The following is a 26,036-nucleotide window of genomic DNA, read 5'->3' as shown; positions in this document are numbered from 1 at the left end:
CACAACGACACGTATTCGATTTAGCTGCCGGGGCTCTTTTCCACAACCGAGTTCGGAGAAGCATTCATGCCAGATGTAGATACTACTTGCGAATGCTCATCTTTTTCATCCACAAAGCCCATAAAATACGTAATTACGCCAGCCGTAACAAACGAAATCAGTATACCCACAATACCGTACACAAGCGTGGGTTCAGAAAATAAAGGTAAGCTGAGCAGCCCAGCAGACGTACCAATAGCAGTAAGCTCTGTTTCAAACAAACACATACAAGCCCCACCAACGGCTCCACCAATCATAACTGCTATTAACGGTTTTTTGAAACGGATATTGACACCATACATGGCCGGTTCAATGATTCCCAGCATGGCTAACAAACCTGTGGACGCAGCCAGCGTTTTGACTTTGGGATTTTTGGATTTAACACATACGCCAAATGTTGCGCCAGCCTGAGCGAAAGCCGCTGCAATGACCACGGGAAAAATATGGTCGTAACCCAATGTTGTAAGCGAGCTGATCATAATCGGTAGCATTATATATTGCATGCCTGCAATAATAAGCCAAGACATCGCGCCTCCGAGCAACAACCCTGTAAACACTTCTGCATTGTCAAACAACCAGCCTAGTCCATCCGATACATGTTGGCCGAGATAACTCCACAGTGGCCCGAAAGCGAACACCATCAAAGGTATAGTGATTATCAGTGTCAAAGTCGGGACAACCAATAATTTAAGTGAATAAGGGGTATACCTGTCTAACCATCTTTCGACACACGATGCTATCCAAACGACAACAAGTATGAGTACTATAGATGAAGCAGCTTGTGGGTCTATAACTGACAGACCAGCAAAACGTACCTCCTCACTTGACTGGAATAAACTTGTTAGTTGGGGATGGAATACGGATACTGCGATGGCTGCCGCAACAAATACATTGCTGCGCAGCCTTCTTGCCGCACTTGCCGCAACAAAAATAGGTAGAAAGTAATACACCCCATCGCTGATAGCCATTAAAATAGTATATACCTGCGGATCAGACAACAATAAACCGAAGGACATTAAAACTAATATAATTACCTTGATCATTCCTGCCCCAATCATTGCCGGCAAGATCGGAGTGAATACGCCTGATACATAATCTAATAGACGACTTATCGGATTTCCCCCTGCAGCAGCTCTGTTACTACCGGAAGTCGGCTCTAGTTCATCTTCGCCTCTGACCTGCGAAATCATTTCTTTGGAAAGTAAATCTCCATTCATAACTACCTTTTCCCCTTTTATATGTATATTGAAGACCACTTTCGAACTTACCAAACCAAGCTTAGAAGAATATTGTCGTAAAAGCGGTATTCCTTATGCTACTTATATTACTTCTTTTTTACAATAGTTTTATAGAAGGAGTAATCTATTCGTTTTTATGCACCTGATAATTTACATCAAACTTACATCTAAACACCTAAGACCATAGTTATATATTTTTTGTTTGTTTTTGGGCAAATATGACTATTCAACCGCCTGTTAATTATGTAAAATAGGTCTAACCTACTTTTTAGTAAATCATGGATTACTTCCCTTTCACATTCTTGTTCCTTGAATACAGCTGAAATATACATAGAATCCGAACATTTTCAGTCTTTTCTTCAAGCAAGGAGAGGAAAACAAGTAGATCATGGCGTGTCTAGCATCTTATTGGACAAGCGGCCTACATCAAGCAGGGGAATTCGTCTGACTTTATTACCATCATGTGAGAGGAGAATTTTCATGAAGAGTTTTAATCGTTCCATTGGCGCGAAATTACGAATTATGTTTTTGCTGATTCAGCTCTTTGCATCCCTTTTGTTCAGCATCAGTTTCTATGCAATATCCATGAGTATCATTAATAACAGTGTCATGCCTCAGGTAGACCAATTACTAGAAATTGGAGCTAAAAATGTATATCAGGATCTCAATATTTCCTTAGCTGTTCAGGCCGGGCAAGGAAGCGGTTCTGATTCCGGCTCCGCTATACAGATGGAATCCTATCTGCAGGACAAAGTCGATACCCTCAAATTAGAATCGGCATATATCGCGGTAGTGAAGGATGGTAAAGCCGAAGTCGTCGCACGGAATGTAAAATCAGTATACAAGGTCAAGGATGCACTCATTCCTGTAGAGGATGTAAAAAAAGCAAAACAAGGCGAGATGAATATCAGTGAAATTTATAGCGATTCGTACGGAGTACACAAAACCGCCTTCTTTGCTATATCGGGTAGTAATTTAGTTCTGGGCGTGAACGAAGATGTTGGATTCGTACAAGAAAAATCCCAACAAATTCTATGGATTTGCATAGGTATTACAGTGGCAACACTCCTGCTGGGCGGAATTATTTCTACCCTCGTGATACGTAAAGTTGTAAAACCCATTGCTGAATTGGTTCGTCATAGCGAAAAAATTGCTCAAGGTGATCTTTCACAAGAAGCGAAGGTTCATGGCGTCAATGAAATTGCGCAACTTGCCCGCAGCTTCCAATCGATGTCTCATAACTTAAAAGAAATGATCGGCCATGTGCTTTCTACATCCGGTGCGGTTGTTGGAGGATCGGACGAGCTGCTTCGTCGGACTGAGGCTATGAGTGTAAAAGTCCAGGATTCTACAGTTGCCGCAGAGGAAATAGCAAAGGGCAGTACCAGCATAGCTACAGCTGCTGCTGAAAATGCGCAGGCTATGGAGGAAATCGCTCAAGGTGTTCAGCACATCGCCTCCTCTGCCAATGATGTATCCGATCAAATCAGTGAAGCGACAAAAGAAACGGTTAACGGTACTACGCTCGCTCAAAAAGCTGTAGCTCAAATGTCACAGGTAGGACATGCTGCCGATGAATCGCTTCGATACATCCATAGTATGAATGAGCGCTCAGAAGCCATTGGCAGTATCGTTTCGGCTATTTTCGATATCACGAAGCAAATTCAAATGTTGTCCCTGAATGCCTCCATTGAAGCTGCCCGTGCGGGCGAACATGGACGGGGCTTCGCCGTAGTAGCCGGAGAAGTGCGCAAGCTTGCGGAGCAATCTAAAGAAGCCACACAAGAAATTTCCGACTATTTGGTTACCATTCAAGAAGTATCGCAACAATCTGTGGACTCTGTGACCCAGGTGAGCCGTGAAATTCATTCGGGAACGGAAATGGTTCAACAAGCGAGCTCAGCCTTTAACCAGCTAAGTGAGCTTATGCAAAAGATCAATGCTACGATTCAAACGGTATCTGCAGCAACGGAACAAGTATCCGCCAGCTCGGAAGAAGTATCTGCTTCCGTGGAAGAGACAGCTCTCATCGCTGCCAATGCACAGCATATGATTCAGGAAATCGGTTTAAATGCCGATGAGCAACTGAATGAAATGGAAAGCCACAGCGAGGTTGTTCGCCAATTAAGCAAACAAGCAACCGAGCTGCAAAAGGCTGTCCAAAAATTTAAAATTACGTAAGCCGATACCATAGAGGATTTTGCAAAATCCTGAATAAAGAGAGGTATCTCTCAGTCATGAAAATGGCTGTAGAGATACCTCTTTATTTTTAAGAGCGATTTAAATAATCATTTTATGAAGTTTATGAATTCATTCCCATCATACGATAAATTTGCTCCATATCTAAATGAGCCCGAACCACCTCTGCGACACGGTCAAACTCTCGTTCCTTGGCTTCACGTACAGTAAAAGTGCTTTCTAAAGGTGCCAAGCCCTTGGCTTGTCGCAATCCATCCAGCCAGCATCGGCGAAAACGGTCATTATCAAACACACCGTGCAAATAGGTTCCCCATACTTTACCGTCTGTCGTACCCCAGCCTTCCTCAAAAGCTGTTCCTTCGCCACGCCGGATATGGAATAACCTTTTCATTTCGCTTAGGTTTAAAGTTCTACCTGTAGGTGCGTATGGTTCCGTAACATACTCCGTAACGCCCATATGTATTTCATAACCTTCAATACTTGGCTTGGAGGCATAACCCGAATCAGGCGCAGTGCCAAGCAAAAGCGGACAATGATTAGACAGGGTTCCTTGTACGCGTACGGTTTGCTTTTCCTTCAAAAAGGTCGTGGACAGAGCCAGCCAACCTAACCCCTCTGCCTGCTGCGGCAACCCAGATTCGACGGCTTCGGAATCAACTAGCGCTGTACCCAGCATCTGGTAACCTCCACAAATGCCAACTAGCTGTGTGCATCCGGTATTCATAGCCTGCCGAATGTCTTTCTCCAGACCTCTCTCACGCAATTCCAACAGGTCTCCAATGGTGTCTTTGGTCCCCGGTAAGATAATGGCGTCCGGTACACCCAACTGTCCGGCTTCTGTGACATAACGAACACTCACATCCGGCTCTGCGGCCAGAGCATCCGTGTCCGTAAAATTGGAAATCCGTGGATATCGTATCACTGCAATATCCAGTTCTTTATCCTTTGCAGATTGCTTGGGCTTCTTATCCAGTACTACCGAATCCTCTGCTTCAATGCGAATGTCTGGTAGATAGGGCAATACACCGAATACAGGAATGCCTGTCCGTTCCTCCAGCCAGTCTAATCCCGGTTGCAGCAGAGACAGATCACCTCTGAATTTGTTAATGATAAATCCGCGGATACGTTGTACTTCATGGGGTTCCAGCAACTCGATAGTTCCTACGAGAGAGGCAAAAACACCGCCCCGGTCGATATCTGAAATAAGCAACACTGGAGCATCCGCCCAACCTGCCAGATTCATATTTACGATATCGCGGTCCTTCAAATTAATCTCTGCCGGGCTGCCTGCCCCTTCCATAAGGACAATATCATAGGTATCGCGCAACCGATTCAGAGCATCCATAACGGTCTGTTTGGCTTTTGGCAAAAAATCCTTCCGGTAATCGGAGGCGCTCATATAGGCATAAGGTACACCGTGTACAACAATTTGTGAGTGCATATCTTTGACCGGCTTAATCAGAATCGGATTCATGTCGGTCGTGGCCCCAATACCGCAGGCCTCAGCCTGCACCCCCTGAGCGCGTCCAATTTCCTTGCCGTCTTCGGTAACATAAGAGTTTAACGCCATATTTTGCGACTTAAACGGTGCTGGACGATATCCGTCCTGCGTAAAAATACGGCAAAGCGCAGTCGTCACCACGCTTTTGCCCACATCCGACGCTGTTCCTTGAAGCATCAATACGGCTGCCGGGCTCGTGCAGGACGGTTCGAAAGTTGACAATTGCCTCTTCCCCTTTAACGAATTCATTTCAAATCTGGTCACAACCCGTACAAAATGACAATAAACAACAATAAAACAGTCTCCAGCAATTCGTTTAAAGTTCCGTATATATCTCCCGTAAGTCCACCCAAGCGGCGGTTAATACGGTTTGCCGTGAAGGTTCCAACACCGTAAGCCAAGAGCGGAATCAACACAAAACCTATCGAGATTGGAAGGCTTTCAGAATATGAAAGCAAGGTTTGTAAGCATGATCCTGCCAACGACAGATTCCCAGTATCCCTTGTTGCTGTAGCCAAACCTGCCAGAAGATATTGTCCTACGGCAGCACTCAGGGTCACTAATACAGCCCAGAATACGGCCAACCCTACGCGGCCACCACTCATATCAGCAAAACGCGCAGCCAGTCCATCATCATTACGGGCTTTAGGCCAGCGCTTCATCGCATGTACCATAAACCAGCGGCTCCAAACCATCGGAAGCAGCAGCAAGCCAGACACATTCCGTTCAACCAGCACCGTATATAGCAAAGAAGCCTTGAGCATGAGCAGCAACACGCAAGCAATAACGCCCATTGCCCCTACACGGCTATCCTTCATAATCTCCAGCATCCGTTCACGGGATCGGTAGCTGAACAAGGCATCAGCTGCATCCATCCACCCGTCCAAATGCAATCCACCCGTCAACCAAACCCAGACAACAAGAGTAAGAATCGCACACGGCAACGGCGGCAGCACCATAGAAGCGAGCGCCGCAAAGCCCCAGACGATGATGCCAATGACCACTCCCACCAGCGGATAATAACTTGCACTGCGTTTAAGCAAATCCGGGGAAAAATCCAATTCCGCCTTCACCGGAAGACGCGTTAAAAATTGAAAAGCAGCAGCAACAGCCTGACGTTCGCGGCTCATAGCTTATATTCCAGCCGTTTGAGTTCTACGGGAATACCCGCCGTCACCAAAAATACTTCATCACAAAGACGGGCAATCCGCTGATTCATAACCCCACTCAAATCCCGATACAGCCGACCAAGCGGATATTCGGGCACAATGCCGTCACCAACCTCGTTGGTCACGATGACAAGCTGCCCCGGATACTGCTCCACAGCTGCCGTCAGTTCATTAATGGCAACTTTGGACGCAGCTTCGCCGTCCTCGCCTGCGGCCAGCAGCACGTTCGACAGCCACAGGGTCAGGCAGTCGACTAACACCATAGGCGCGGGTGATGGCTGCGACGCTTGATCGCCGCCAAGCCGTCGCAGCAGCTCCGGCAGCGCCTGCGCTTCCTCCAGCGTCTGCCAGTCGTACCCGGCAGACTCGCGCTGGACCCGATGAAGGGCGATGCGCTCCTTCATCTCCATGTCGTAGGCCTGCGCCGTTGCAATGTAGCATGCGCCAGGCGCGCGCGACATGCATAATCGCTCGGCAAAGCCGCTTTTCCCGCTGCGTGCCCCGCCGGTCACGAGCGCTTTCATCGCTGCGCGGCTCCCTGACCGTCCGATACGCCTGCATCGGCAAAGGTCGCCATTTCGCGCATAATGCGGCACGCCGCATCAATCAGGTGCAAGCTAAGCGCACCACCTGTGCCCTCCCCGAGCCGCATGTCCAAATGAAGCATGGGCTCCAGCTTGAGCTCGCGGAGCACCGCCGCGTGCCCGCGCTCGTCCGAGGCGTGCGAAGCGAGCATGTACGCAGCGCTTGCAGGCGCAAGTGCACGCGCTGCGAGGGCAGCTGCGCCGGAAATAAAGCCGTCCAACACGACTGGACAGCGATGTGCGGCTGCGCCGAGGATAACTCCTGCCAAGGCGGCAATCTCCAGACCGCCGACCTTAGTGAGCACGTCGAGCGCATCATTTGCATCTGGCTGGTTCACGTCCAATGCGCGGCAGACAACCGCTATTTTGCGGGTAAGCCCAGCCATATTTACACCCGTTCCCCGGCCTACGATAACTTCCGGCTCTAGCCCGGTAAGAGCACATACGACCGCAGCGCTGGCTGTGGTATTCCCGATGCCCAGCTCTCCAGTAACGAATAGCCGTGTGCCACCTTTGACCGCTTCTATTACAGCTCCAGCTCCGGCCAAAATCGCCTGTTCCGCTTCCGTACGCAGCATCGCTGGCCCTTTAGCTATATTCGAAGTACCCATGCGTACCTTTCGGTCCACCAGATTCGCGTGAGCGACATCCGCATTCACGCCAACATCTACCACCTTGACATCTGCGCCCGCATGGCGTGCCAGCACATTAATTGCTGCGCCACCTGACAGCATGTTATACAGCATTTGCTGTGTAACCTCAGCCGGAAAGGCACTGACTCCCTCTTCACACACCCCGTGATCCGCAGCCATGACCATAACCGTTTTACGATCGAATTCAGGCTTATCCACTCCTGTAATTCCTGCTAGCTGAATGACCACACTTTCCAACTTTCCAAGACTTCCCGGTGGCTTTGTTAATTGGTCCAAATGGGCTGAAGCTGCCGAGGCCGCCACCCCATCCGGCTGGGCAATGCTATCGATCAGCTGACGCAGCTTGTCGTTCATACCTTCCACTCCCTGCTCTTTTTAAGTGTGTTTCATCGTTTATTTAATCTGCTGTATCCGAAGCGCTCCTGCGCAGCAAGAGCTGCGGCACACCGCTATCAGGATGCGGAAGCATCACAGGCTCAACACCGTATACTCGTCGAATCCGATCCTCAGTTAATAACTTCGATGAAGCTCCCAATCCTTCAACCATTCCATCCTTGAGTACAAGCAAATCTTCGCAAAATTGGGCTGTCAAGTTAAGATCATGCAAGACCGCAATGATCGTCACACCCGTTTCTTGGCGCCAATCTGCCAGCAGTTCCATAAATTCAAGCTGATAGCGCAAGTCCAGATAGGTCGTAGGCTCGTCCAGCAGCAATATTCGTGGCTCCTGCACCATTACTTTTGCCAAAGCTACACGCTGTCGCTGTCCCCCACTCAAACGGTCTAATGCTCTGTCCGCCAGCGTGGTAAGACCCAATCGCTCCAGCACGCGATCCGCGATCGCCTCCACATCAACACCCTTTTCCCTGCCTAGCCAGTCCTGATGGGGAAAACGTCCCATTTCTACGACTTCCCTGACGGTGTATCCCACGGGAGGAAGCCCTTCCTGTTGGAGTACGGCTATGAGTCGGGAAAGCTCTTTCCTGCTGTAGCTACCGACCTTTTTGCCATAGATATGAACGTTTCCCGAAGTTGGCTGATCTACACCGGAAAGCAAATGCAACAAGGTCGATTTTCCACTGCCGTTCGGACCAATAATCCCCCACCAAGTTCCTTCGTCGACGCTCCAGCTTATATTTTTTAAAGCATGGAACTCTCCATAGGCACGTGTCAGACCCACTACCTCTAATGCCCGATCACGCACCTTCTGTGATTCACTTTGTTCTGTCACAGCAGTCCCCCCCTGCGCAGCTTCTTGTTTCGGTACAGGAGATATGCGAAGAACGGTGCCCCAACAAAGGCCGTCATCACGCCCAGAGGAATTTCTGTGGGGGCTAACAATGTGCGAGCCGCCGTATCTGCCCAAGCCATAAAAACAGCTCCGCCGAGCGCAGATAATGGAACAATCATACGGTAATCAGGACCTGTCACCAGACGAATGATATGCGGTACAACGAGTCCAACAAAGCCAATCACGCCACACACCGAGACAGCGGCTGCTGTCAGCAGCGTGGAAATAATCAGAACAGATAGCTTCGTCGCATCTACATGAACTCCCATGTGCGCCGCCTGACGTTCACCCAAAGCCAAAATATTCAGCACACGTGCCCGGTTCCATAGAAATACCAGCCCTATGACCACATAAGGTAAAAGGATTCCTGTATATGACCAACCGCGCAGACTAAGACTTCCCATCGTCCAGTACAATATTTCATTGACCGTCTCCTTCGACATGGCTGTCAGAAAGGAAACAACCGCTCCCAGAAAGGATTGCATCACCACACCCGACAAAATGAGACTTTGTGTCGGAATTTTCCCACCTTCCCGTGCCAACGTCAGCACCATCCACAGCGTAAGCATTCCGGTCGTAAATGCCACTAGCGGCAGCGTCCATATGCCAACAAATGAAAATTGAAGGCCCCAATAAATCAGTACTGCCGCTCCTACCGAAGCCCCCGAGGATACCCCCAGTGTATACGGATCAGCCAAAGGATTACGCAGCACACCCTGAAATCCGGCTCCCGCCAGCGCCAGCGCTGCTCCTACCAACATTCCCAGTAACACTCGTGGCAATCTGACCTTCAAAATAATCTGCTCTGAGGATGTATTCCAATCCGGTGTAAACGTATCGCCTAACCACGGTAGGTGGTTAACCAGAATGCCCGTGATTTGGCTGACCGGAAGCTTGGCCGAGCCGATGCCAAGACAGAGCAGCAGCGTCAGCAACAGCAGGACAAGACCTGTCCCTCCAAAGCCGATCAGTTTACGGTTCATTTGAAAATTTCAGGATACACGCCCTTGGCCACTTCCTTGAGACCTTCCGTTACGCGTGGACCCGGACGACTGATCAAATTATCATCCACGGCAAACACCCGGTTGTGGCGAACAGCCGATATTTGATCCCATCCACTGCGAGCTTTAATGATATCACCGAGCGTCTGGCCCGTTTTGTCGTCCTTGACACTTTTGCTGTACAAAATCACGTCAGGGTTCGCAGCAATAATATTTTCCTCACTGATTTGGTACCACCCCTTCTGCGTGGCACCTACATTTTCGCCGCCCGCCAACGTAATCAGCTCGTCCATAAACTCGCCTTTACCCACTGTCCAGCCTGGTGAAAACTCGACGTATACCCGCAGCTTCTGCCCTTTACCGATATTTTTAATTCCTTCTTTTACTTCTGCTACATCTGCTCTCATCTTGTCAGTCACCGCTCTTGCTTCTCTCTGATGATCGGTGATTTTCCCATACAATTCGATGTTAGCCATGACATCTTCCACTGTCTTCGGTTCCGTTTTAAAAATCATAATTCCCATGTCGCGCAGCTTGGTCGTAGCCTGTTCACTAAGTGATATCCCTGCAAAAACGACTTCCGGGTTCGCAGCAATGATCGCCTCTTCGTTCGGTTTCATAATACCGCCCACTTTAGGCTTTTTCGTAGCTGCTTCCGGGTAATCAGAGTAGTCGGAGACGCCGACAATTTCCTTATCCAGCCCAATGGCGAACAACGCCTCGGTTTCTGCCGGGGAGACGGAAACGATTTTATCCGGCGCTTTTTTGAATGTAAATTCCTGTCCTGTTGCATCTTTAACTGTGAGCGGGTAAACCGTTTTGCCCGGAGGCTCTTGTGCGTTTACTGCCTGTCCCGGCTGCTGTGAAGAAGCCTGACCCTCTTTATTTTCTGCATTTTTTCCATTAGCGCCACATGCACTCAGCACAACTGCCAAAATCAGAGCCAATAGACCTGTTGTCCACACCTTTATTTTTTTTCCTGCCATGATTTGCACCCCTTCATAAATAAATCGTTAAGAGCGTTACTTGAACATCATCAGATATCTTCTAAATCTAGCCTTTTTTCCTATCAAAAACCCCCGCATCCTCATATCAGGACACAGGGGTCACGTTAGCGCAGATCGTGCGCAGGCGGCAGCTTCTTTCCGCATGGACAGTCACTGCGAACACGTCATCCTTTCCTCGAAGGATTATGGTGACAGGCGGACGGGCAGGTATCCTGACTTATGGTAAAATACATGTCCTGAAATTCTTTCATATGCTTAGTAACATATAAAGAGGACTAACGGGCATGTTTCCATTTACAGTGGCGGGACCGCGCCGGATTCACACCGACTTCCCTTTTAACAGCGCAGGGAGGGAAACCATAGTTTCATCACGCTGCGCCGACCTCGTCTGCTGGATATTTGATGTAGTGGTAGTCAAGCCGTTCTTTTACTTGATGATTATAGGTTAAAATGAGGCGGCTTACAACCCAAACAGCCTCTTTATCCGCTGGTGTCTAACCTAATGAGGAAGCATTTCCGCTATGTAATTGTGCGGTCCTGCCAGCCTCAATTGAATCCTTAATGCTTCTCCCGGCTTCGGATTCAGACTCCAAAAATCATGGCCCGGTATCAGCATGCAAGCTAGCTGACGAATTACGCCACCATGCGTAACGACCAAAACAGAGGGCGACGTAGCAGTCAAATCCATGGGTTGAACTTCCATAGCAACACGCCATTCATACAGAGAGTCAAGAAATTTGCGCAGACGATTTACAAAATCTGTCCAAGACTCTCCACCAGGTGGGGTGATCCGTTGCGGCTCATCAATCCAAGCCCGATACAACGACACATCCTTGAGCATGTCATACGTTTTTCCATCCCACTCGCCAAAATGAAGCTCTCGCAGACATGGTTCCATCATAGGAGGCATAGTAGATAGGGAACGCCCAGACGTCAACTCTGATTCCGGCACAATGATCTGCAAGGTCTGGCGACATCGCATTAAGTCGCTGCAATAGATTCGAGCAAAGGACTGACCTTGCAATTTTTCCTGCAAAGGCTTTAATTCCTGCTCTGCCCCCGGTAGCAAACCTAAGTCGGAGTGTCCCAGATATCGACGTTCCTTGTTCCATAAGGTTGTGCCGTGACGAACTAACACGAGCTCCATATCCCAATGCAGATCTTCTTTAGCATCATACGGCACCTTATCCTCCTGTGAGTTCGGTCTTTGTGCGTATTCTACTGTCCTTTTTGCTGCTATATCTTGTTTCAAGAAATGTCACTTCCTGCTCGATCATTATTCAGTGTGTCACTCCTCACCCTCACCGCACCCATCCCAAGGCAAAACAACCTGCGGCTCCTAACAAACACAATCCTACAAACATACTGGACACGGCGAACATCAGCTGGATCGTATGCCGTATATCTTTCGACTCTAGCGGTCGTATCCAATCCCCCATGTATGCACGAAAGGAGCGCACGCCATGATACACATTATATCCTCCAAGACGAATCCCCAATGCACCAGCAACAGCCGATTCCGGGAAGCCACTGTTCGGACTTGGGTGCAGACGAGCGTCTCGCTTGACTGTGCGCCAGCTTCTTGCAGCATCTCGTTTGTACATCCACGCCGCTATCACAAGCATTGCCGCTGTCAGGCGTGCTGGAATGTAGTTAGCCACATCATCTAGACGTGCTGAAGCCCAGCCTAAATGCAGATACTTTTCATTTTTGTAGCCAACCATGGAATCGAGCGTATTCACAGCACGATAAGCCAGCGCCAAGGGTGCTCCCCCGATCAAGGCATAAAAAAGCGGGGAAATAATCGCGTCCACGATATTTTCAGCGACCGTTTCAACCGTACCGCGTACAATCTCAGGCTCATCAAGTTGCTGCGTATCCCGCCCGACTATCATGCCCAGCTCCCGCCGTGCCGCAGCCAGGTCATCCGCCTGCAACGCTCGGTAGACTGCCATTCCTGCATCCTTTAGTCCTTTGGAAGCAATCGTGGTCGCAATCAGCACTATTTCTGCGCCGACAGATAACCACGGATGAATCCAGGCAAGCAATTGCAACAGCGCCCAGGCGAGCGCAAAGGAGCCTCCCGCCACAATGAGTGGAAGCAGTATACCTGCACGTTTCAGCCCTCGGTCACTTCGGACCTGGCAGCGAATCACTTTTTCCAATGCTGAAATGGCATGTCCCATACCGATGACTGGATGCGGCAACCACCTCGGGTCACCGATCAGCCTGTCCAATAGATAGGCTGCCAGGATAATCAAGCTAACTGTCACGCCGCTCCTCCTCCTCCAGCACTTCACCCAATACAGATAGCAGCCTGTTATTGGCTTCTGCATCCTTGACTGCAATCCGAAAATGGCTCGTCGTCAGTCCCGGATACATAGCACAGCTACGTATAAGGATTCCGCGTTGTCCAAGCGCCTGCTGAATAGCTGATGCGCTCCACGTACCCGGCGCCCTTGCCAGCACGTAATTGGCTTCGCCGGGAACGACACCGCAGCCCCATTCCGCCAAGCCGGTCAACAGACGGTTGCGCTCCGCAGCAATCAGCTCCTGTGTTCGGCGCTCATATGCTTGCCCACTTTTCAGACATGCCTCCCCAGCCAGCAACGCTAACCCATTCACACTCCAGGTCACCTGTTTGGCCGTCATTCGCCGGATATAGTCCGGATGAGCAATCGCATAACCCAATCGTAGGCCAGGAATGGCATAAAATTTGGTCATTGACCGGATCAAAATCACATGAGGATAGCGATCCAGCACAGGCAGCAGTGAGATTCGCCGTTCCAGCGGAATAAAATCAATGAATGCTTCATCCACCACCAGCACAGTACCCGTTGTGCCAGCCGCCTCTGCCAGCTCGCACAGCTCCTGCTCACTATATTGGACGCCATTTGGATTATTCGGCTGCCCGAGGAACAAAACATCTACCTGCTCCATGAGCTGAAGGATGTCCTCCACGTCCGCCTTCCATTGAAGCGAGGCCTTCCCATACACCCGGTTGACCTCGGCTCCGCATTTGCCAGCCAGCTCGGCATATTCCGAAAAACACGGCTCCACTGTACCCACACGCTTAGGAGCTAGTCCCAATAACAAGAGCGCCATGCTCTCAGCCGCTCCGTTTCCGATACTTAACGACTCCGGTGGAACATGCAGTCGCCGTGCGAGCATATTTTTAAAATTCCGATGCCCAGGGTCTGGATAGCGAATCACAGTGTCAAATGAGTGTTGCAGCGCCTCAAGCACCTCAGGCGGTGGACCAAGCGGATTAATATTTGCACTAAAATCTACAAAATCAGCAGCAGTCCCGCCAAATGTCGCCGCAGCTGTTTCCCTGTCCCCGCCATGACCGTAAACCTCTATCATTGCCTCTCATCCTTTCCGCCCGTTTCCAATCATTTAGCTCCATTATGAGGCTGCTTTTTGCGTCCCGTCAATGCAAATGAGCTTTTGTACATGGCTCACTTGGGTTACAATAGAAGGAGGCACACATAAAATTACACAGTTTATATACGGAGGAATGGACATGCTGTTCATCGACAACCAGGGGATACACGATCCAGCCATTAATCTTGCTATTGAGGAATACGCGCTCAAGCATCTACCGCTGGACGACAGCTATTTGCTGTTTTACATTAATCAGCCTTCTATTATTATAGGCAAGCATCAAAATACCATTGAAGAAATCAACGCCGAGTTTGTCAGAGATAACAATATTCAAGTCGTTCGTCGCCTGTCCGGCGGCGGTGCTGTATATCATGACCTCGGTAATTTAAATTTCAGTTTTATTACCAAGGATAACGGGGAGTCCTTTCATAATTTCCTCAAATTTACGCAACCTGTGATTGATGCTCTGCGCCAAATGGGAGTAGAAGCTGAAATGACAGGCCGCAACGATCTGCAGGTCGGAGAACGTAAAATTTCAGGAAACGCCCAATTTGCCACACGCGGACGTATGTTCAGCCACGGTACATTGATGTTTAACCTGAATCTGGACAATGTGGCTGCATCACTGCATGCCAATCCCGAAAAATTCAAATCCAAAAGCACTAAATCTGTCCGCAGTCGCGTAGCTAACATCAGCGAACTGATGGACCGTGAGATGACCATAGAGCAATTTCGCGAGGAACTGTTGCGTTTCATATTCGGATCAGAATTGGATCAAGTACCTCAATATAAGCTCACCGATACCGATTGGGCCAAAATCCATGAAATATCCAAAGAACGCTACCAATCGTGGGATTGGAACTACGGTCTATCCCCCGAGAGCAATATCAAGCACACACGTAAATTTCCAGTCGGTATTATTGATATCCGCATGGATCTTAAGGAAGGCTACATTCGTGATATTAAAATCTATGGGGATTTCTTCGGTGTGGGTGACGTTGCTGATATTGAAAATATCCTGCGCGGCAAGCGTTATGATGAAGGTGAGGTACGTCAAGCCTTATCCTCTCTCGATTTGAAGCACTATTTTGGTAATATTGAGTTGGACGATTTTGTTGGACTTGTATTTTTGGAAGACTAACCGTTACTTTTTCCCATCGTTTCAAACCAATACTTCAGTGGTTATAAGGGGACAGGCTCTTATAGGAGCCGTCCCCTTTTCCTTGCGATATTGTCATTTTGAATATTATAAGATACAATTTTAGCATTGCCCCATGATAGAGATAAAGGAGAGAATACCGATATGTATAAATTAATTGCCATTGATATTGATGATACACTCATTAACGACCAAAAAGAAGTTACACCAGCGACACAACAGGCATTAGAAGCTGCTGTAGCGAAAGGTGTGGTGGTTACCCTCGCTACTGGACGAGCTTATGCCTCTGCACACAAAATTGCTCGCCAGACTGGTTTGAACGTGCCGATCATTACGTATCAAGGAGCTTTGGTTAAAAACCTGCTGGACGAAAACGTGCTGTATGAGCGTTATGTTCCACTCGTGGCTGCACGCCGTCTGTATGAATTCTGCGTGGAACGCAATCTGCATCTACAAACGTATATTGATGACAAATTGTACACACGTGAAGATAATCAGAAAATCAAAGATTACACGGAGCTGAACAACACGGAATATTTTGTAGAGCCTGTATTCAGTAAAGTTATAGAGCAGCCGGCTCCTAAATTGCTGATTATCGACGAGCCGGAAGTGTTGGATGAATTAATTCCTGAACTTCGCGTACTGCTTGGCAATGAAGTTCACATTACAAAATCCAAGCCTCACTTTCTGGAAATTATGCACCATGAAGGCACCAAGGGTCACGCGCTTACCTTCCTTGCAAACCATTTTGGCTGTGAACTGTCGGAAACGATTGCCATCGGCGACTCTTGGAACGACCATGAAATGCTTGAATGCGCTGGTCTCGGCATAGCGATGGAGAATGCCATTCCTGATTTGAAGAAGCTGGCTGATTACATCACTCGCAGCAATAACGAAGATGGTGTTAAGCACGCCATCGACAAATTCGTACTCAATGTTGAATAAGCAAAAAGTGCCTGCTCCCATAATTCTTAAATGAAGTAATACAACAACAAAGCCTCCAAACTGTCGCATGATCAGTAACATACGACAGTTTGGAGGCCTTTTCTGTCAGATCATATAATAACCTGACCGCTATAAAATATCAGGCAGCAGAACGTAACTTACGCCTGTTCACCAAACGGATAATTCCATTGTTCATAAGGATTAGTCCGGTCACAATGAGCAGCACCCCAACCAGCATCCACCAGCTTACATGCTCTCCATACAACAACGCTCCCAAGCCCACCGCAATCGGCGGTGATATATACAGCCACGTCGTCGGAAACAGGGGATTTGTACGCTCCATGAGCCAGTAGAACAGTGTATGTGCAATCATCGAACCAAACAGGATCAGATAGAGTAAAGACCCCATGGCAGGAAGGTACTGCCACCCCTCAGAACTCCACGGTTCCGTGATCGCAGACAGTAACAGCAGCATCCATCCCCCATGGATCATTTGCGCCGCATTCAGGGCAATCGGGTTCGTTTCACGAAATACATCCATCACTCGCTTGGAATAAAGAGCTCCCCCTGAATAACACAGCTCCCCCAGCAAAATAACAAGGCATCCCGCCAGCCACAGACCACTGATCTGAACCGCCAATCCGGGCAGCACAACCAGCACCACACCAAGAAAGCTGATCATGCAGCCAACGACCGTAATCCGTGACGTTTTTTGCCGTAGCAGTACAGATTGCAAAATGACGATCATCATCGGCCCAGTAGCTGACAGAATAGCTCCGATCCCGGAGCTGACATATTGCTCTGCCCAATACAAGGCCGAAAAGGTACCGAAGGTCGTTCCTGCTCCAATCAGCAACATTTCCTTACGCCATAATAACGACCATTTCACCTTTCCGGTCAGCTTCATAGCAATAAATAATATCGCACCTGCGGCGAAAAAACGTACCCCTGCCGATAAAAACGGCGGAAGCCCGGCTTCCACTCCCACTTTTATGGCCAAAAACGTTGTGCCAAAAATAAGACACATTACTGTAAACGCGATCCCAATCATGATACGTCCCTCTCCCTTCAGTTGCTTTTAAGCATACAGGGAGACGAACAGAACAGTTGTATAACTACAGAACAGTTGTATAACTACAGAACAGTTGTATACGTTTTTGAAGTGCTATATAGTACAATACACACAAAGGAGCGTGGATAGCATGGGTAAGAACAACAGCGAACTACTTTTTCCAGCCGATCATGCCTTAAAGCTGTATGAGCAGGTTATCCATTATGTAACTGTGCGGATCGATCGCGGGGATTGGCAAACAGACATGAAGCTGCCGTCCGTACGAAGCTTGGCTCAGGAGCTGGGTGTACATCGGCTAACTGTTTTCCGGGCATATCAGGAGTTGAAGCAACGAGGACTGGTCTATGTAAGGGACAAATCAGGATATTACGTTCATGCTTCCCAAGCGACTGGACATGCAAAATATGCTGGCTACTCGAGACATACGTCCATAGACCTCACGATTCACTCCAAATCTGCCCATGCGGCAGATGATCCGTCAGTTTCAGCCTGGAGAGGAATGGATGGACTTACCCGCGTTCAATCAGTGAATGCGAATTTCCAGTTTTCCAAAGCGCTGATTGACCCCTCTCTCCTGCCCAACCGATTTTGGGGAGAGCTGATGATGCAGGTTTTTGAAAAGCATCCGAAAGTAGCAGCCACCTATTCCGCTGTACAGGGTGATACCGAGCTTCGGGAGGCCATGGCGCAGCATTTTAGCGTGGATAAGCATTTTGCTTTATCACCGGATGAAGTGATGATTACCTCGGGAGCACAGCAAGCCATTGATTTAATTGCCCGATCTCTGCTCCATACAGGAGACCGTGTATTGATCGAACGCCCTGCTTATGGTCCTGCCATGGAAATATTCCGCAGACAAGGCGCACGTCTGACCATGACCGATATTCGACCAGAAGGATATGATATGGACCAGATTGAGTGGTGCATGAAAACGGAAAAACCACGTCTCTTTTATATGAATCCGACATTCCACAACCCGACGGGCTTTACGGTCCCCGATGAGCAACGCAAACGACTGCCTGAACTAGCCGAGCGCTACGGCTGCCTCATTGTTGAGGATGACAGCACCTATGACATCAGCTTTGGGCAAAAGCCTCCTTCTCCGATTTTCGCCTATGATGTTTCGGGAAGCGTCGTCTACATTCGAAGTTACAGTAAATATGTCGCACCCGGTCTACGAATCGCAGCCGTGACCTGCCGACCACAGCTCATGAACAGCCTGCTCAACGTCAAAGCGTTGGTGGACAATGGATCGCCACTGCTGAATCAAAAGCTATTTTTAGAATACTTTCAATCTCCACGTATGCAGCAGCATATTAAAAAACTATGTATCGCGCTCCAGATTCGTAAGGAAACGATGGAAGACAGTCTCCGCGATTCCGGTTGGACATGGACCAGCCCAGCGGGAGGACTCAACCTGTGGCTCCAGCTGCCTTCTACGTTGAAACCTAATGAATTACTTGCCAAAAGTGTACAAGAATCTGTATCCTTTGTCCCCGGCAATGTATTTGATCCCATCGGCGCAGAGGGTAAAACGCATGTACGACTGTCCTATTCATACGCCAACGAGCTACAAATCAAAGAAGGAATCTCCACCCTTCTACGTATCAGTCGAACGATGTAAAGGTAAAATGCACCTTTATTCTAACGGCAAACTCATGCCGGTGTGTGCCAAACTAATCCCTTCCAGAAGCCCATAATTGCGTGTGACATCCACATCATGGGACATATGTGTAAACACTGTGCTTTGGGGCTTAAGCCTTCCTATAAGCTCCTGTGCCTCCAGCATGTCATATACGGAGCGGGTGGCATACTCGGCCTCCTCATGATAAAAACTCGTTCCCAGGACGAGCAAATTCAGATTGTGCAAAGGCAGAATTTCCGCCTCATTTAATCCAATCGAATCCGAACAGTAGGCCCACGAGAAGCCGTCCTTTTCCAGGCGATAAGCGTAGGCATATCCGTTCTTCCCGTGATTCACACGCCATCCCCGGATATTCCACCCGCCAAGTTGGGCTCCCTGATCTACTGGAATAAGATCCAAATTTCCAGAGAGCCAGGAAAATTGCCGCAAGATCGTGTCGATCACTTCCTGTGGCGCGTACAAGCGACCTCTGTTCCCAGTCCAGCGACAGGCATCTGCCCATTCTGGTAATCCTCCAATATGGTCAAAATGTGCATGTGTCACAAGGATCGTAGGGATAAAACGCAGATCGCGTAATTCTAGCTGTCTGCGCCAGTCCGGGCCACAATCAATCATAAAGTCCTCCGTCTCGCTTTCGATCAGCACAGACGATCTCAATCTTATGTTCGCCCCTGTCGTGCGAGCTTCTGTGCATACGAGACAATCACAATATACACGCGGAACCCCCATTGCATCCCCCGTGCCAAGAAAAATAAGCCGATTCATGGTTTAACTCCTATCTATTTGGGTCTTTTTACTACTATTATAACGAACAGACCGATTCTACGTAAATCATCTGCGTAAATCCTTCCAGCGTCCAACGCCAAAAGGAGCATGCCCAAAGCCGTGAAATCAGGCTAGACATCCCCCCAAGCGTGGTCATATATATTTGAGAATTTTGCAAAAGCCTGATTTTTAAATGATGATAGGCATGGGATCTTCCTTCAGGCGGTTTTCCACCATCCAGCTGGACTGGTCATTATATAGATAGGCTCGATGCACCAACACTCGCACCTGCTGACCAGGTTCCAGCGTAGACTTCTCCAGCGAACGGTACGTCATGAGACGATGGTCCCCAACTTGTACTTCAACCATCCACTCACTTCCACGAAAATGCAAATGCTTCACTACGCCTTCCTCGGTTGCCGACAGAAGCGTAAATTCCTCGCTTGGCCCGACATCAATATACTCCGGACGGATCAAGGCACGTGTTCCCACTCCAGCAGCTTCTTCGAAGCCTTTGAGACTGCCTGCCTGTTCAATCACCGTAGATTCCCCAATGAAGGAAGCCACGAACGGGGTACCCGGTTTTTTATAAATATCCCAAGGCGTTCCCTTCTGCTCCAGTCGTCCCTGATTAATCACCATAATTTCATCCGCTACTTCAATCGCCTCATCCTGATCATGGGTGACAAAAATTGAAGTAATGCCCACCCGCTCAATCAACTCTCGCAGCCAGGTGCGCAGCTCCTGACGAATCTTGGCATCAATAGCTGCAAAAGGCTCATCCAACAGCAGCAATTGAGGCTCTGGTGCCAAAGCACGCGCAAAAGCAACTCGCTGTCGCTGTCCACCTGACAACTGATGCGGATAACGATGCTCAAATCCTTTGAGCCCCGTTAGTTCGACCAACTCCGTGACCCGTTCCTTGATACGGGTTTTGGAGCTTTTTTTCACTTTCAGACCAAAGGCAATATTGTCGTAGACGCTCATGTGCTTGAACAAAGCATAGTTTTGAAATACAAATCCGATTCCACGTTCCTGCGGGGACAGCTCGTTTACCCTTTTTCCATGAAAATGGATTTCTCCCGCATCCGGTTGCTCCAGACCCGCCAAAATGCGAAGAATGGAGGTTTTTCCCCCACCACTTGGACCGAGTAAGCCAATAAGATGGCCCGTCTGAATATCAAAAGATACGTCCTTTACTGCATGAAAATTACCGAAATGCTTGTTTAACCCTCTTACTTCCACATGCATATCCGTACACTTCCTTTCCGCTTCTGGACCTGTTCAGGAACAGCAGCAGCCTTGCTTACCGCAAAGCACGTACCTCATTTGAAATCATTTAATTATTCCAATGCATATACTATGTTTTTTCTTATGTGATACTTTATCAAAGGAAAGTAATTTTCGTCAACTCTATATATTATATTAGTAATTAAAAGGGTAAAGTATTAGGAAGAAAGGAGATGGAGTTATTGTTGCATACTTTAGAATTATCCACTACACGGCGAGATGAAATTCGTGATATTACACGAGAGGTTGCTTCATTGATCGAAAAAAGCGGGGTGCAACAAGGAACCGCACTTGTTTATTGTCCACACACGACAGCCGGCATCGCCATTAATGAAAATGCAGACCCAGATGTCAAACATGATGTGATGTTAAGACTAGATGAAGTCTATCCGTGGGAGCATCCCCAATATCGCCATATGGAGGGAAATACAGCGTCCCACCTAAAATCCATCACGACAGGCCCCTCACAAACGATCATCATCCATGATGGAAAGCTGTTGCTCGGACGATGGCAGGGACTTTATTTTTGTGAATTCGACGGACCACGCAGACGTCAATACCATGTGAAAATCATGAAGGGCTGACGGAAACGGGTAAAAAAACAGACCATGATGTTTTCCTACTGGATGCATCATCGTCTGTTAAATTCTTAGTCGCTTTCGCAAAGTACCGTAATGATAAGTCACCGTCATGAAGTGCATACACCTAGAAAAGCGCCCTACATGTTCATGGGTGAAGCGTGTGAATGCAGGTACGCTCATAGGTGTCTGCACAGCAGCTTTACATGTGCTAAAGCAGCGGGCCTAATTTCTTCAAATGTTAAACCGTCCTGAATATAAAAGGATACAAAGCCATGCATGGATAAAAACAGACTTTTCGGTACCCTTGAGCAATCTTCCTCCGAATGCCCCTGACCACTCAATTCTTGACGGATCATGGATGCAAATAGTTCGACACAACGGTTTTGCTCTGTGCGACAGTATGCAAATAGTTCTTCATCGTGCATCATGAACATAATTTCGTATTGATATGGATTTTCCAAACCAAAACGGATAAATTCCAGCATCAAGTACTCTAGTCTGCTCAAGCCATCATCAGGTGTGCCTGTTGCTGCTTGCAGTAGAATCCCACGCAATGTATTAAAATCTTCAATCACAATGGCATAGAACAGTTCAGCCTTCTCTTTAAAATGATAGTATAACGAACCATGACTGTAACCCAGATGCTGGCCAATGCTGCGCATTGAAATCGCACGGTAGCCCTTGGTAATAAACAAGTGCCTGGCCGCTTCCAGAATCCGCCCTCTTGACAACTCCTGTTCTACTGCTCTTCTAGCCATATTATTTATTCCCCTTCAATAAAGTAAAGCTGCTCTCCCTCCGACACAAGCGATTGCCCCTGCGTCAAGTCTGTTATCCAGTTGCTAAAGGATTCCGCATCACCAGCCAGCGGCAGACAGGTTAAGGTAACTTTATCCGTAAACATTGTTTCTCCAGTGCGGATGCTGCGATTGCGTAATTCATTTTCCACTTTGCCCAACCAGGTATAATCCAATTCTACAAAAACTTCACGATGCAGCACACGCGTAATTGCATCCCCTGCCTCGATTGCTGCAACAGCACCATCTGAATACGCGCGAATCAGACCGCCTGCTCCCAGCAAAATCCCACCAAAGTAACGGGTAACAACAATAGCGACATTTTTCAGCTTCTGGTTGCGGATTACCTCCAAAATAGGCTTTCCAGCCGTACCGCTCGGTTCTCCGTCATCCGATTGCTTTTGGATTTCGTCTCTTTCCCCAATCATGTAAGCAGAACAATTATGGGTAGCGTTCCAATGCTCTTTTTTGATGCGCTCTATGAAAGCAGTTGCTTCTTCCTCAGTTTGAACAGGCTGAATGTGGCCGATAAAACGGGATTTTCGAATCACAATTTCCTTGTTGCCGGCACCGCGTACGGTTCGGTATTGTTCCAACATACACGTATAACCTTCCTTACTTCATTTTACAAGAAAGCAGTCCCCCGCTTCTGGCAGCTGGTGAACTGCTTTCCTGTACTTTAATTGATGCTATACACTATAACACTTCTGACCGAAATCCTGTTTCGCATCAGAGATTACAGCACTCTTATTCAGACAATCTCGCTTCAAGCTCAGCTTTTTCTTTTTCGAAGCCTGGTTTGCCGAGCAGCGCAAACATGTTCTTCTTGTAAGCTTCTACGCCCGGTTGATCGAACGGATTTACGCCCAACAGGTAGCCGCTGATGCCGCAAGCTTTTTCGAAGAAATAAGCAAGATAGCCGAAAGAGTAAGGGCTCAAGTCAGGAATATTTACAATCAAGTTCGGTACTTGTCCGTCTGTGTGAGCCAGCAATGTACCTTGGAATGCTTTTTTGTTTACAAAATCCACAGTTTTGCCTGCCAGGAAATTCAGTCCGTCCAGATCATCCTCATCTGCTTCGATGGTGATGTGACTAGGTACATTTTCTACTTGGATTACCGTTTCGAAAATATTGCGGCTGCCTTCCTGAATGAATTGTCCCATGGAGTGCAGGTCTGTCGAGAAATCAACAGAAGCAGGATAAATGCCTTTGTAATCCTTGCCTTCGCTTTCTCCGTACAACTGTTTCCACCACTCGGATACAAAATGAAGAGACGGCTCATAGTTTACGAGAATTTCAATTGCTTTACCTTTGCGGTACAAAGCGTTACGAACGGCTGCATATTGATAAGCCTCGTTCTCAGCTACATTCGGGTTGCTGTATTCTTTGGAAGCGTCTGCCGCCCCCTGCATCATTTCTTCGATGTTAATGCCTGCAGTAGCAATCGGCAACAAGCCTACTGCTGTCAGCACGGAGTAACGACCACCCACATCATCAGGTATAATGAAGGATTCGTAGCCTTCTTCGTTAGCCAGTTTTTTCAAAGCGCCACGTTCTTTATCGGTCGTTGCATAAATACGTTTGCGCGCTTCTTCTTTACCGTATTTTTTCTCCAGAGCTGCACGGAATACGCGGAATGCGATAGCTGGCTCTGTTGTCGTACCTGATTTGGAAATGACGTTCACAGAGAAGTCTTTACCTTCAATCAGTTCCAACAGATGATTCACATATGTAGAGCTGATGTTGTTGCCTGCAAAATAGATAGCTGGGCCCTTGCGTTGATCTTTAGGCAGTGCATTGTAGAAAGAATGCGACAGCATTTCGATCGCAGCACGTGCTCCAAGGTAAGAACCGCCGATACCGATTACGATCAGTACTTCGGAATCGCTTTGAATTTTAGCAGCAGCCTTTTGGATGCGCGCAAACTCTTCTTTATCATAATTGGTAGGCAGGTCGATCCAACCTAAGAAATCGGAACCTACACCGGTTTGGTTGTGCAGTTGCTCATGAGCCAGCTTGATAGGCTCTGCAAAATAATCAATTTCGTGCTGACCTACAAAGGAGAGAGCTTTAGTGTAATCAAAAATAACTTTTTTAGACATGTTTGGAACCTCCTGTTTGGTATTACTAAGACCATGAATACGAACATAAGGACTTAGGAATAGGATACTTTAATTTGCTGGGCCTGACAAGCTTGCGTTACCTATGTATCCTGTGCTTGACAGCCCCTCCTGTAGATAGGGTAGCATGCCCATGCTACAATTAACTGAGATCAACCTGTTTCAATATTCAATTCAGGGCCGACTCGCATCTGCATCGGACGGCAACTTCCAACAAGAAAGGTGATTAGCAATGAAAAACATCGGATTTATCGGACTGGGCACCATGGGCGCCCCGATGGCATCCAATCTGCTAAAGCAGGGATTCGGAGTCACAGTTTATAATCGCACCGCTTCGCGCTGCGAGCCACTGGAAGAGCAAGGCGCACGTACAGCTTCAACCCCTCGTGAAGCAGCTGAAGGTCAGCACTTGGTCATTACCATGGTCAGTGATGATCATTCCATTCGTGACATCTATTACGGCGAAGACGGTGTGTTTGCCGGCCTTACGGCTGGCATGACCGTGATGGACAACAGCACGATTTCACCTGAGCTGGTCAAACAACTAGCCGCCGAAGCGGACAAGCTGGGCTGTTCCTTCATTGATGCTCCCGTAACAGGCAGTAAGCCTGCCGCTGTAGACGGCACACTCGTGTTCATGGTTGGTGGTAATGCAGAAGCCATTGCGGCACAATCAGATGTTTTTGATACCCTGGGCAAAAAGGTACTTCATATGGGACCTAATGGAAGCGGGGCCGTAGCCAAGCTCGCTCATAATACGATGGTCGGTATTCATAACCTCGCTCTGGCTGAAGGCTTTGCTATCGCGGCTAAATCCGGCATCCCGGCAGACAGCTTCCTTGAATTGGTACAACTCGGATCGGCAGGCAGCAAGGCCGCTGACCTGAAAGGGCGCAAAATCATTGAGCATGATTTTAGCAACCAGTTCTCACTTGCCTTGATGCTTAAGGACTTGAAGCTTGCTTCCTCACTAACAGACAGCCTGTCCATCCCCGCACCTATGTTATCCATTGCCAAAAGCCTATTTCAAGCCGGGCAAACGCAAGGCTACGGCGACGAGGACCTATCCGCTGTCGTGAAGACATACGAAGCATGGATTGGCCGCACCATTGGTGGTCAACCTCTCGAATAAGCTGTACCTTTCTGTGTAACTATACTGCTGTGCTTGTGTACATATGGCATAGCTTTAGGGTAAGCACACTTAGCTTGAAGGCTGAGTGTGCTTACCCGTTTTAGCTTACTATTCGGGATAAGAACAGCAATAATCAGTTACACTTCGTACTTCCAGCTTGAAGGAAGACTTTGCAGGTACGTGAAAGGTTGCTGTCCCTTGTATTTCCAGCCATTCCTCAGTACCTGGAAGTAACACTCTCAGATCCCCTGCCAAAATCTCCATAATCTCACGGGAATCCGTGCCGAACTCGTACGTTCCTGGCAGCATAATCCCCAGTGTAACCTTACTACCGTCACCCAGGATGACTGTACGGCTTGTAACCTGACCATCGTAATAAACGTTTGCTTTTTTAACTACGCTTACTCCATCAAACTGTGTCATTCGTTATCCCCTCATCTGCTCTCAATGGTTGAATGAA

At 48.1% G+C, this 26,036-nt stretch carries 24 protein-coding genes and 1 riboswitch; of the genes, 6 read left to right on the top strand and 18 right to left on the bottom strand.

Annotated elements, in window-relative coordinates; genetic code table 11:
* Positions 1–20: 20 nt before the first annotated feature.
* Positions 21–1,256, bottom strand: coding sequence for a PTS transporter subunit EIIC (locus tag NSS94_RS07340; protein WP_341039098.1), 1,236 nt, complete (start codon positions 1,254–1,256; stop codon positions 21–23).
* 501 nt (positions 1,257–1,757) lie between these two features.
* Here NSS94_RS07340 and NSS94_RS07335 point away from each other — a divergent pair.
* Positions 1,758–3,458: a methyl-accepting chemotaxis protein gene (locus NSS94_RS07335; protein ID WP_318626855.1), complete on the top strand. Its 1,701-nt coding sequence runs from the start codon at positions 1,758–1,760 to the stop codon at positions 3,456–3,458.
* Positions 3,459–3,579: 121 nt separating this feature from the next.
* Here NSS94_RS07335 and NSS94_RS07330 read toward each other — a convergent pair whose 3' ends face one another.
* The 10 genes from NSS94_RS07330 to cobD all read right to left on the bottom strand — a co-directional run bounded on the left by NSS94_RS07330 (position 3,580) and on the right by cobD (position 14,048).
* Complete coding sequence (locus tag NSS94_RS07330; RefSeq protein ID WP_341039097.1) at positions 3,580–5,199, bottom strand: cobyric acid synthase; 1,620 nt, start codon at positions 5,197–5,199, stop codon at positions 3,580–3,582.
* Between the two features lie 38 nt (positions 5,200–5,237).
* Positions 5,238–6,107, bottom strand: coding sequence for an adenosylcobinamide-GDP ribazoletransferase (cobS, locus tag NSS94_RS07325; protein WP_341039096.1), 870 nt, complete (start codon positions 6,105–6,107; stop codon positions 5,238–5,240).
* The gene (cobU, locus tag NSS94_RS07320) at positions 6,104–6,670 is read right to left on the bottom strand and encodes a bifunctional adenosylcobinamide kinase/adenosylcobinamide-phosphate guanylyltransferase (RefSeq protein ID WP_069012672.1); all 567 of its coding nucleotides are present in this window, start codon (positions 6,668–6,670) and stop codon (positions 6,104–6,106) included. The genes cobS and cobU overlap by 4 nt, the downstream gene beginning before the upstream one ends.
* Positions 6,667–7,737 (bottom strand): nicotinate-nucleotide--dimethylbenzimidazole phosphoribosyltransferase, encoded by a 1,071-nt coding sequence (cobT, locus tag NSS94_RS07315; protein ID WP_029516392.1) that lies wholly within the window; start codon positions 7,735–7,737, stop codon positions 6,667–6,669. Before cobT ends, cobU begins: the two co-directional genes overlap by 4 nt.
* A 43-nt stretch (positions 7,738–7,780) precedes the next feature.
* Entirely contained in the window at positions 7,781–8,614 is an 834-nt protein-coding gene (locus NSS94_RS07310) for an ABC transporter ATP-binding protein (protein WP_029516391.1), read from the bottom strand.
* Positions 8,611–9,657 carry a FecCD family ABC transporter permease gene (locus tag NSS94_RS07305; RefSeq protein WP_029516390.1) on the bottom strand — a complete coding sequence of 349 codons (1,047 nt, stop codon included), beginning with the start codon at positions 9,655–9,657 and terminating at the stop codon, positions 8,611–8,613. Before NSS94_RS07305 ends, NSS94_RS07310 begins: the two co-directional genes overlap by 4 nt.
* Positions 9,654–10,661 carry an ABC transporter substrate-binding protein gene (locus tag NSS94_RS07300; protein ID WP_029516389.1) on the bottom strand — a complete coding sequence of 336 codons (1,008 nt, stop codon included), beginning with the start codon at positions 10,659–10,661 and terminating at the stop codon, positions 9,654–9,656. Before NSS94_RS07300 ends, NSS94_RS07305 begins: the two co-directional genes overlap by 4 nt.
* Positions 10,662–10,867: 206 nt before the next feature.
* Positions 10,868–11,059: riboswitch (cobalamin riboswitch) on the bottom strand.
* Between the two features lie 122 nt (positions 11,060–11,181).
* Positions 11,182–11,934, bottom strand: coding sequence for a histidine phosphatase family protein (locus NSS94_RS07295; RefSeq protein ID WP_029516388.1), 753 nt, complete (start codon positions 11,932–11,934; stop codon positions 11,182–11,184).
* A 49-nt stretch (positions 11,935–11,983) separates the two neighbouring features.
* Positions 11,984–12,955 carry an adenosylcobinamide-phosphate synthase CbiB gene (gene cbiB / locus NSS94_RS07290; protein WP_318626864.1) on the bottom strand — a complete coding sequence of 324 codons (972 nt, stop codon included), beginning with the start codon at positions 12,953–12,955 and terminating at the stop codon, positions 11,984–11,986.
* On the bottom strand, positions 12,945–14,048 hold the full coding sequence (gene cobD / locus NSS94_RS07285; RefSeq protein WP_341039095.1) for a threonine-phosphate decarboxylase CobD: 1,104 nt from the start codon (positions 14,046–14,048) through the stop codon (positions 12,945–12,947). Before cobD ends, cbiB begins: the two co-directional genes overlap by 11 nt.
* Positions 14,049–14,208: 160 nt before the next feature.
* Between cobD and NSS94_RS07280 the strand changes: the two genes are divergently transcribed.
* Positions 14,209–15,210: a lipoate--protein ligase gene (locus tag NSS94_RS07280; protein ID WP_029516385.1), complete on the top strand. Its 1,002-nt coding sequence runs from the start codon at positions 14,209–14,211 to the stop codon at positions 15,208–15,210.
* A gap of 162 nt (positions 15,211–15,372) precedes the next feature.
* Positions 15,373–16,173: a Cof-type HAD-IIB family hydrolase gene (locus NSS94_RS07275; protein ID WP_029516384.1), complete on the top strand. Its 801-nt coding sequence runs from the start codon at positions 15,373–15,375 to the stop codon at positions 16,171–16,173.
* Positions 16,174–16,312: 139 nt separating this feature from the next.
* On the opposite strand, the gene NSS94_RS07270 is transcribed toward NSS94_RS07275, so the two are convergent.
* Positions 16,313–17,224 (bottom strand): DMT family transporter, encoded by a 912-nt coding sequence (locus NSS94_RS07270; RefSeq protein ID WP_029516383.1) that lies wholly within the window; start codon positions 17,222–17,224, stop codon positions 16,313–16,315.
* Between the two features lie 151 nt (positions 17,225–17,375).
* Between NSS94_RS07270 and NSS94_RS07265 the strand changes: the two genes are divergently transcribed.
* Entirely contained in the window at positions 17,376–18,869 is a 1,494-nt protein-coding gene (locus NSS94_RS07265) for an aminotransferase-like domain-containing protein (RefSeq protein WP_318626867.1), read from the top strand.
* Positions 18,870–18,884: 15 nt separating this feature from the next.
* Here NSS94_RS07265 and NSS94_RS07260 read toward each other — a convergent pair whose 3' ends face one another.
* A complete protein-coding gene (locus NSS94_RS07260) occupies positions 18,885–19,655 on the bottom strand; it encodes an MBL fold metallo-hydrolase (RefSeq protein WP_029516381.1) in 771 nt (256 codons plus the stop codon).
* A 189-nt stretch (positions 19,656–19,844) separates the two neighbouring features.
* Positions 19,845–20,906 (bottom strand): sulfate/molybdate ABC transporter ATP-binding protein, encoded by a 1,062-nt coding sequence (locus NSS94_RS07255; protein ID WP_341039094.1) that lies wholly within the window; start codon positions 20,904–20,906, stop codon positions 19,845–19,847.
* Positions 20,907–21,127: 221 nt separating this feature from the next.
* Between NSS94_RS07255 and NSS94_RS07250 the strand changes: the two genes are divergently transcribed.
* The gene (locus NSS94_RS07250; RefSeq protein ID WP_029516379.1) at positions 21,128–21,529 is read left to right on the top strand and encodes a secondary thiamine-phosphate synthase enzyme YjbQ; all 402 of its coding nucleotides are present in this window, start codon (positions 21,128–21,130) and stop codon (positions 21,527–21,529) included.
* Positions 21,530–21,702: 173 nt separating this feature from the next.
* On the opposite strand, the gene NSS94_RS07245 is transcribed toward NSS94_RS07250, so the two are convergent.
* From NSS94_RS07245 to NSS94_RS07235, 3 genes are all read right to left on the bottom strand, one after another.
* Entirely contained in the window at positions 21,703–22,284 is a 582-nt protein-coding gene (locus NSS94_RS07245; RefSeq protein WP_029516378.1) for a TetR/AcrR family transcriptional regulator, read from the bottom strand.
* Between the two features lie 5 nt (positions 22,285–22,289).
* A complete protein-coding gene (locus NSS94_RS07240; protein ID WP_023987635.1) occupies positions 22,290–22,922 on the bottom strand; it encodes a YigZ family protein in 633 nt (210 codons plus the stop codon).
* 148 nt (positions 22,923–23,070) lie between these two features.
* Entirely contained in the window at positions 23,071–24,426 is a 1,356-nt protein-coding gene (locus NSS94_RS07235) for a glucose-6-phosphate isomerase (RefSeq protein ID WP_013369975.1), read from the bottom strand.
* A 250-nt stretch (positions 24,427–24,676) separates the two neighbouring features.
* Here NSS94_RS07235 and NSS94_RS07230 point away from each other — a divergent pair, with 250 nt between their 5' ends.
* The gene (locus tag NSS94_RS07230) at positions 24,677–25,576 is read left to right on the top strand and encodes an NAD(P)-dependent oxidoreductase (RefSeq protein WP_029516376.1); all 900 of its coding nucleotides are present in this window, start codon (positions 24,677–24,679) and stop codon (positions 25,574–25,576) included.
* A 108-nt stretch (positions 25,577–25,684) separates the two neighbouring features.
* Here the strand turns inward: NSS94_RS07230 and ppnP are convergent, their stop codons facing one another.
* Positions 25,685–25,999, bottom strand: a complete 315-nt coding sequence (gene ppnP / locus NSS94_RS07225) for a pyrimidine/purine nucleoside phosphorylase (RefSeq protein ID WP_013309288.1) — start codon at positions 25,997–25,999, stop codon at positions 25,685–25,687.
* Positions 26,000–26,036: the final 37 nt, after the last annotated feature.

The organism is Paenibacillus sp. FSL L8-0644, assembly GCF_038008165.1.
Lineage (GTDB): Bacteria > Bacillota > Bacilli > Paenibacillales > Paenibacillaceae > Paenibacillus > Paenibacillus polymyxa_D.
This window is presented reverse-complemented; position numbering and strand designations above follow the sequence as displayed.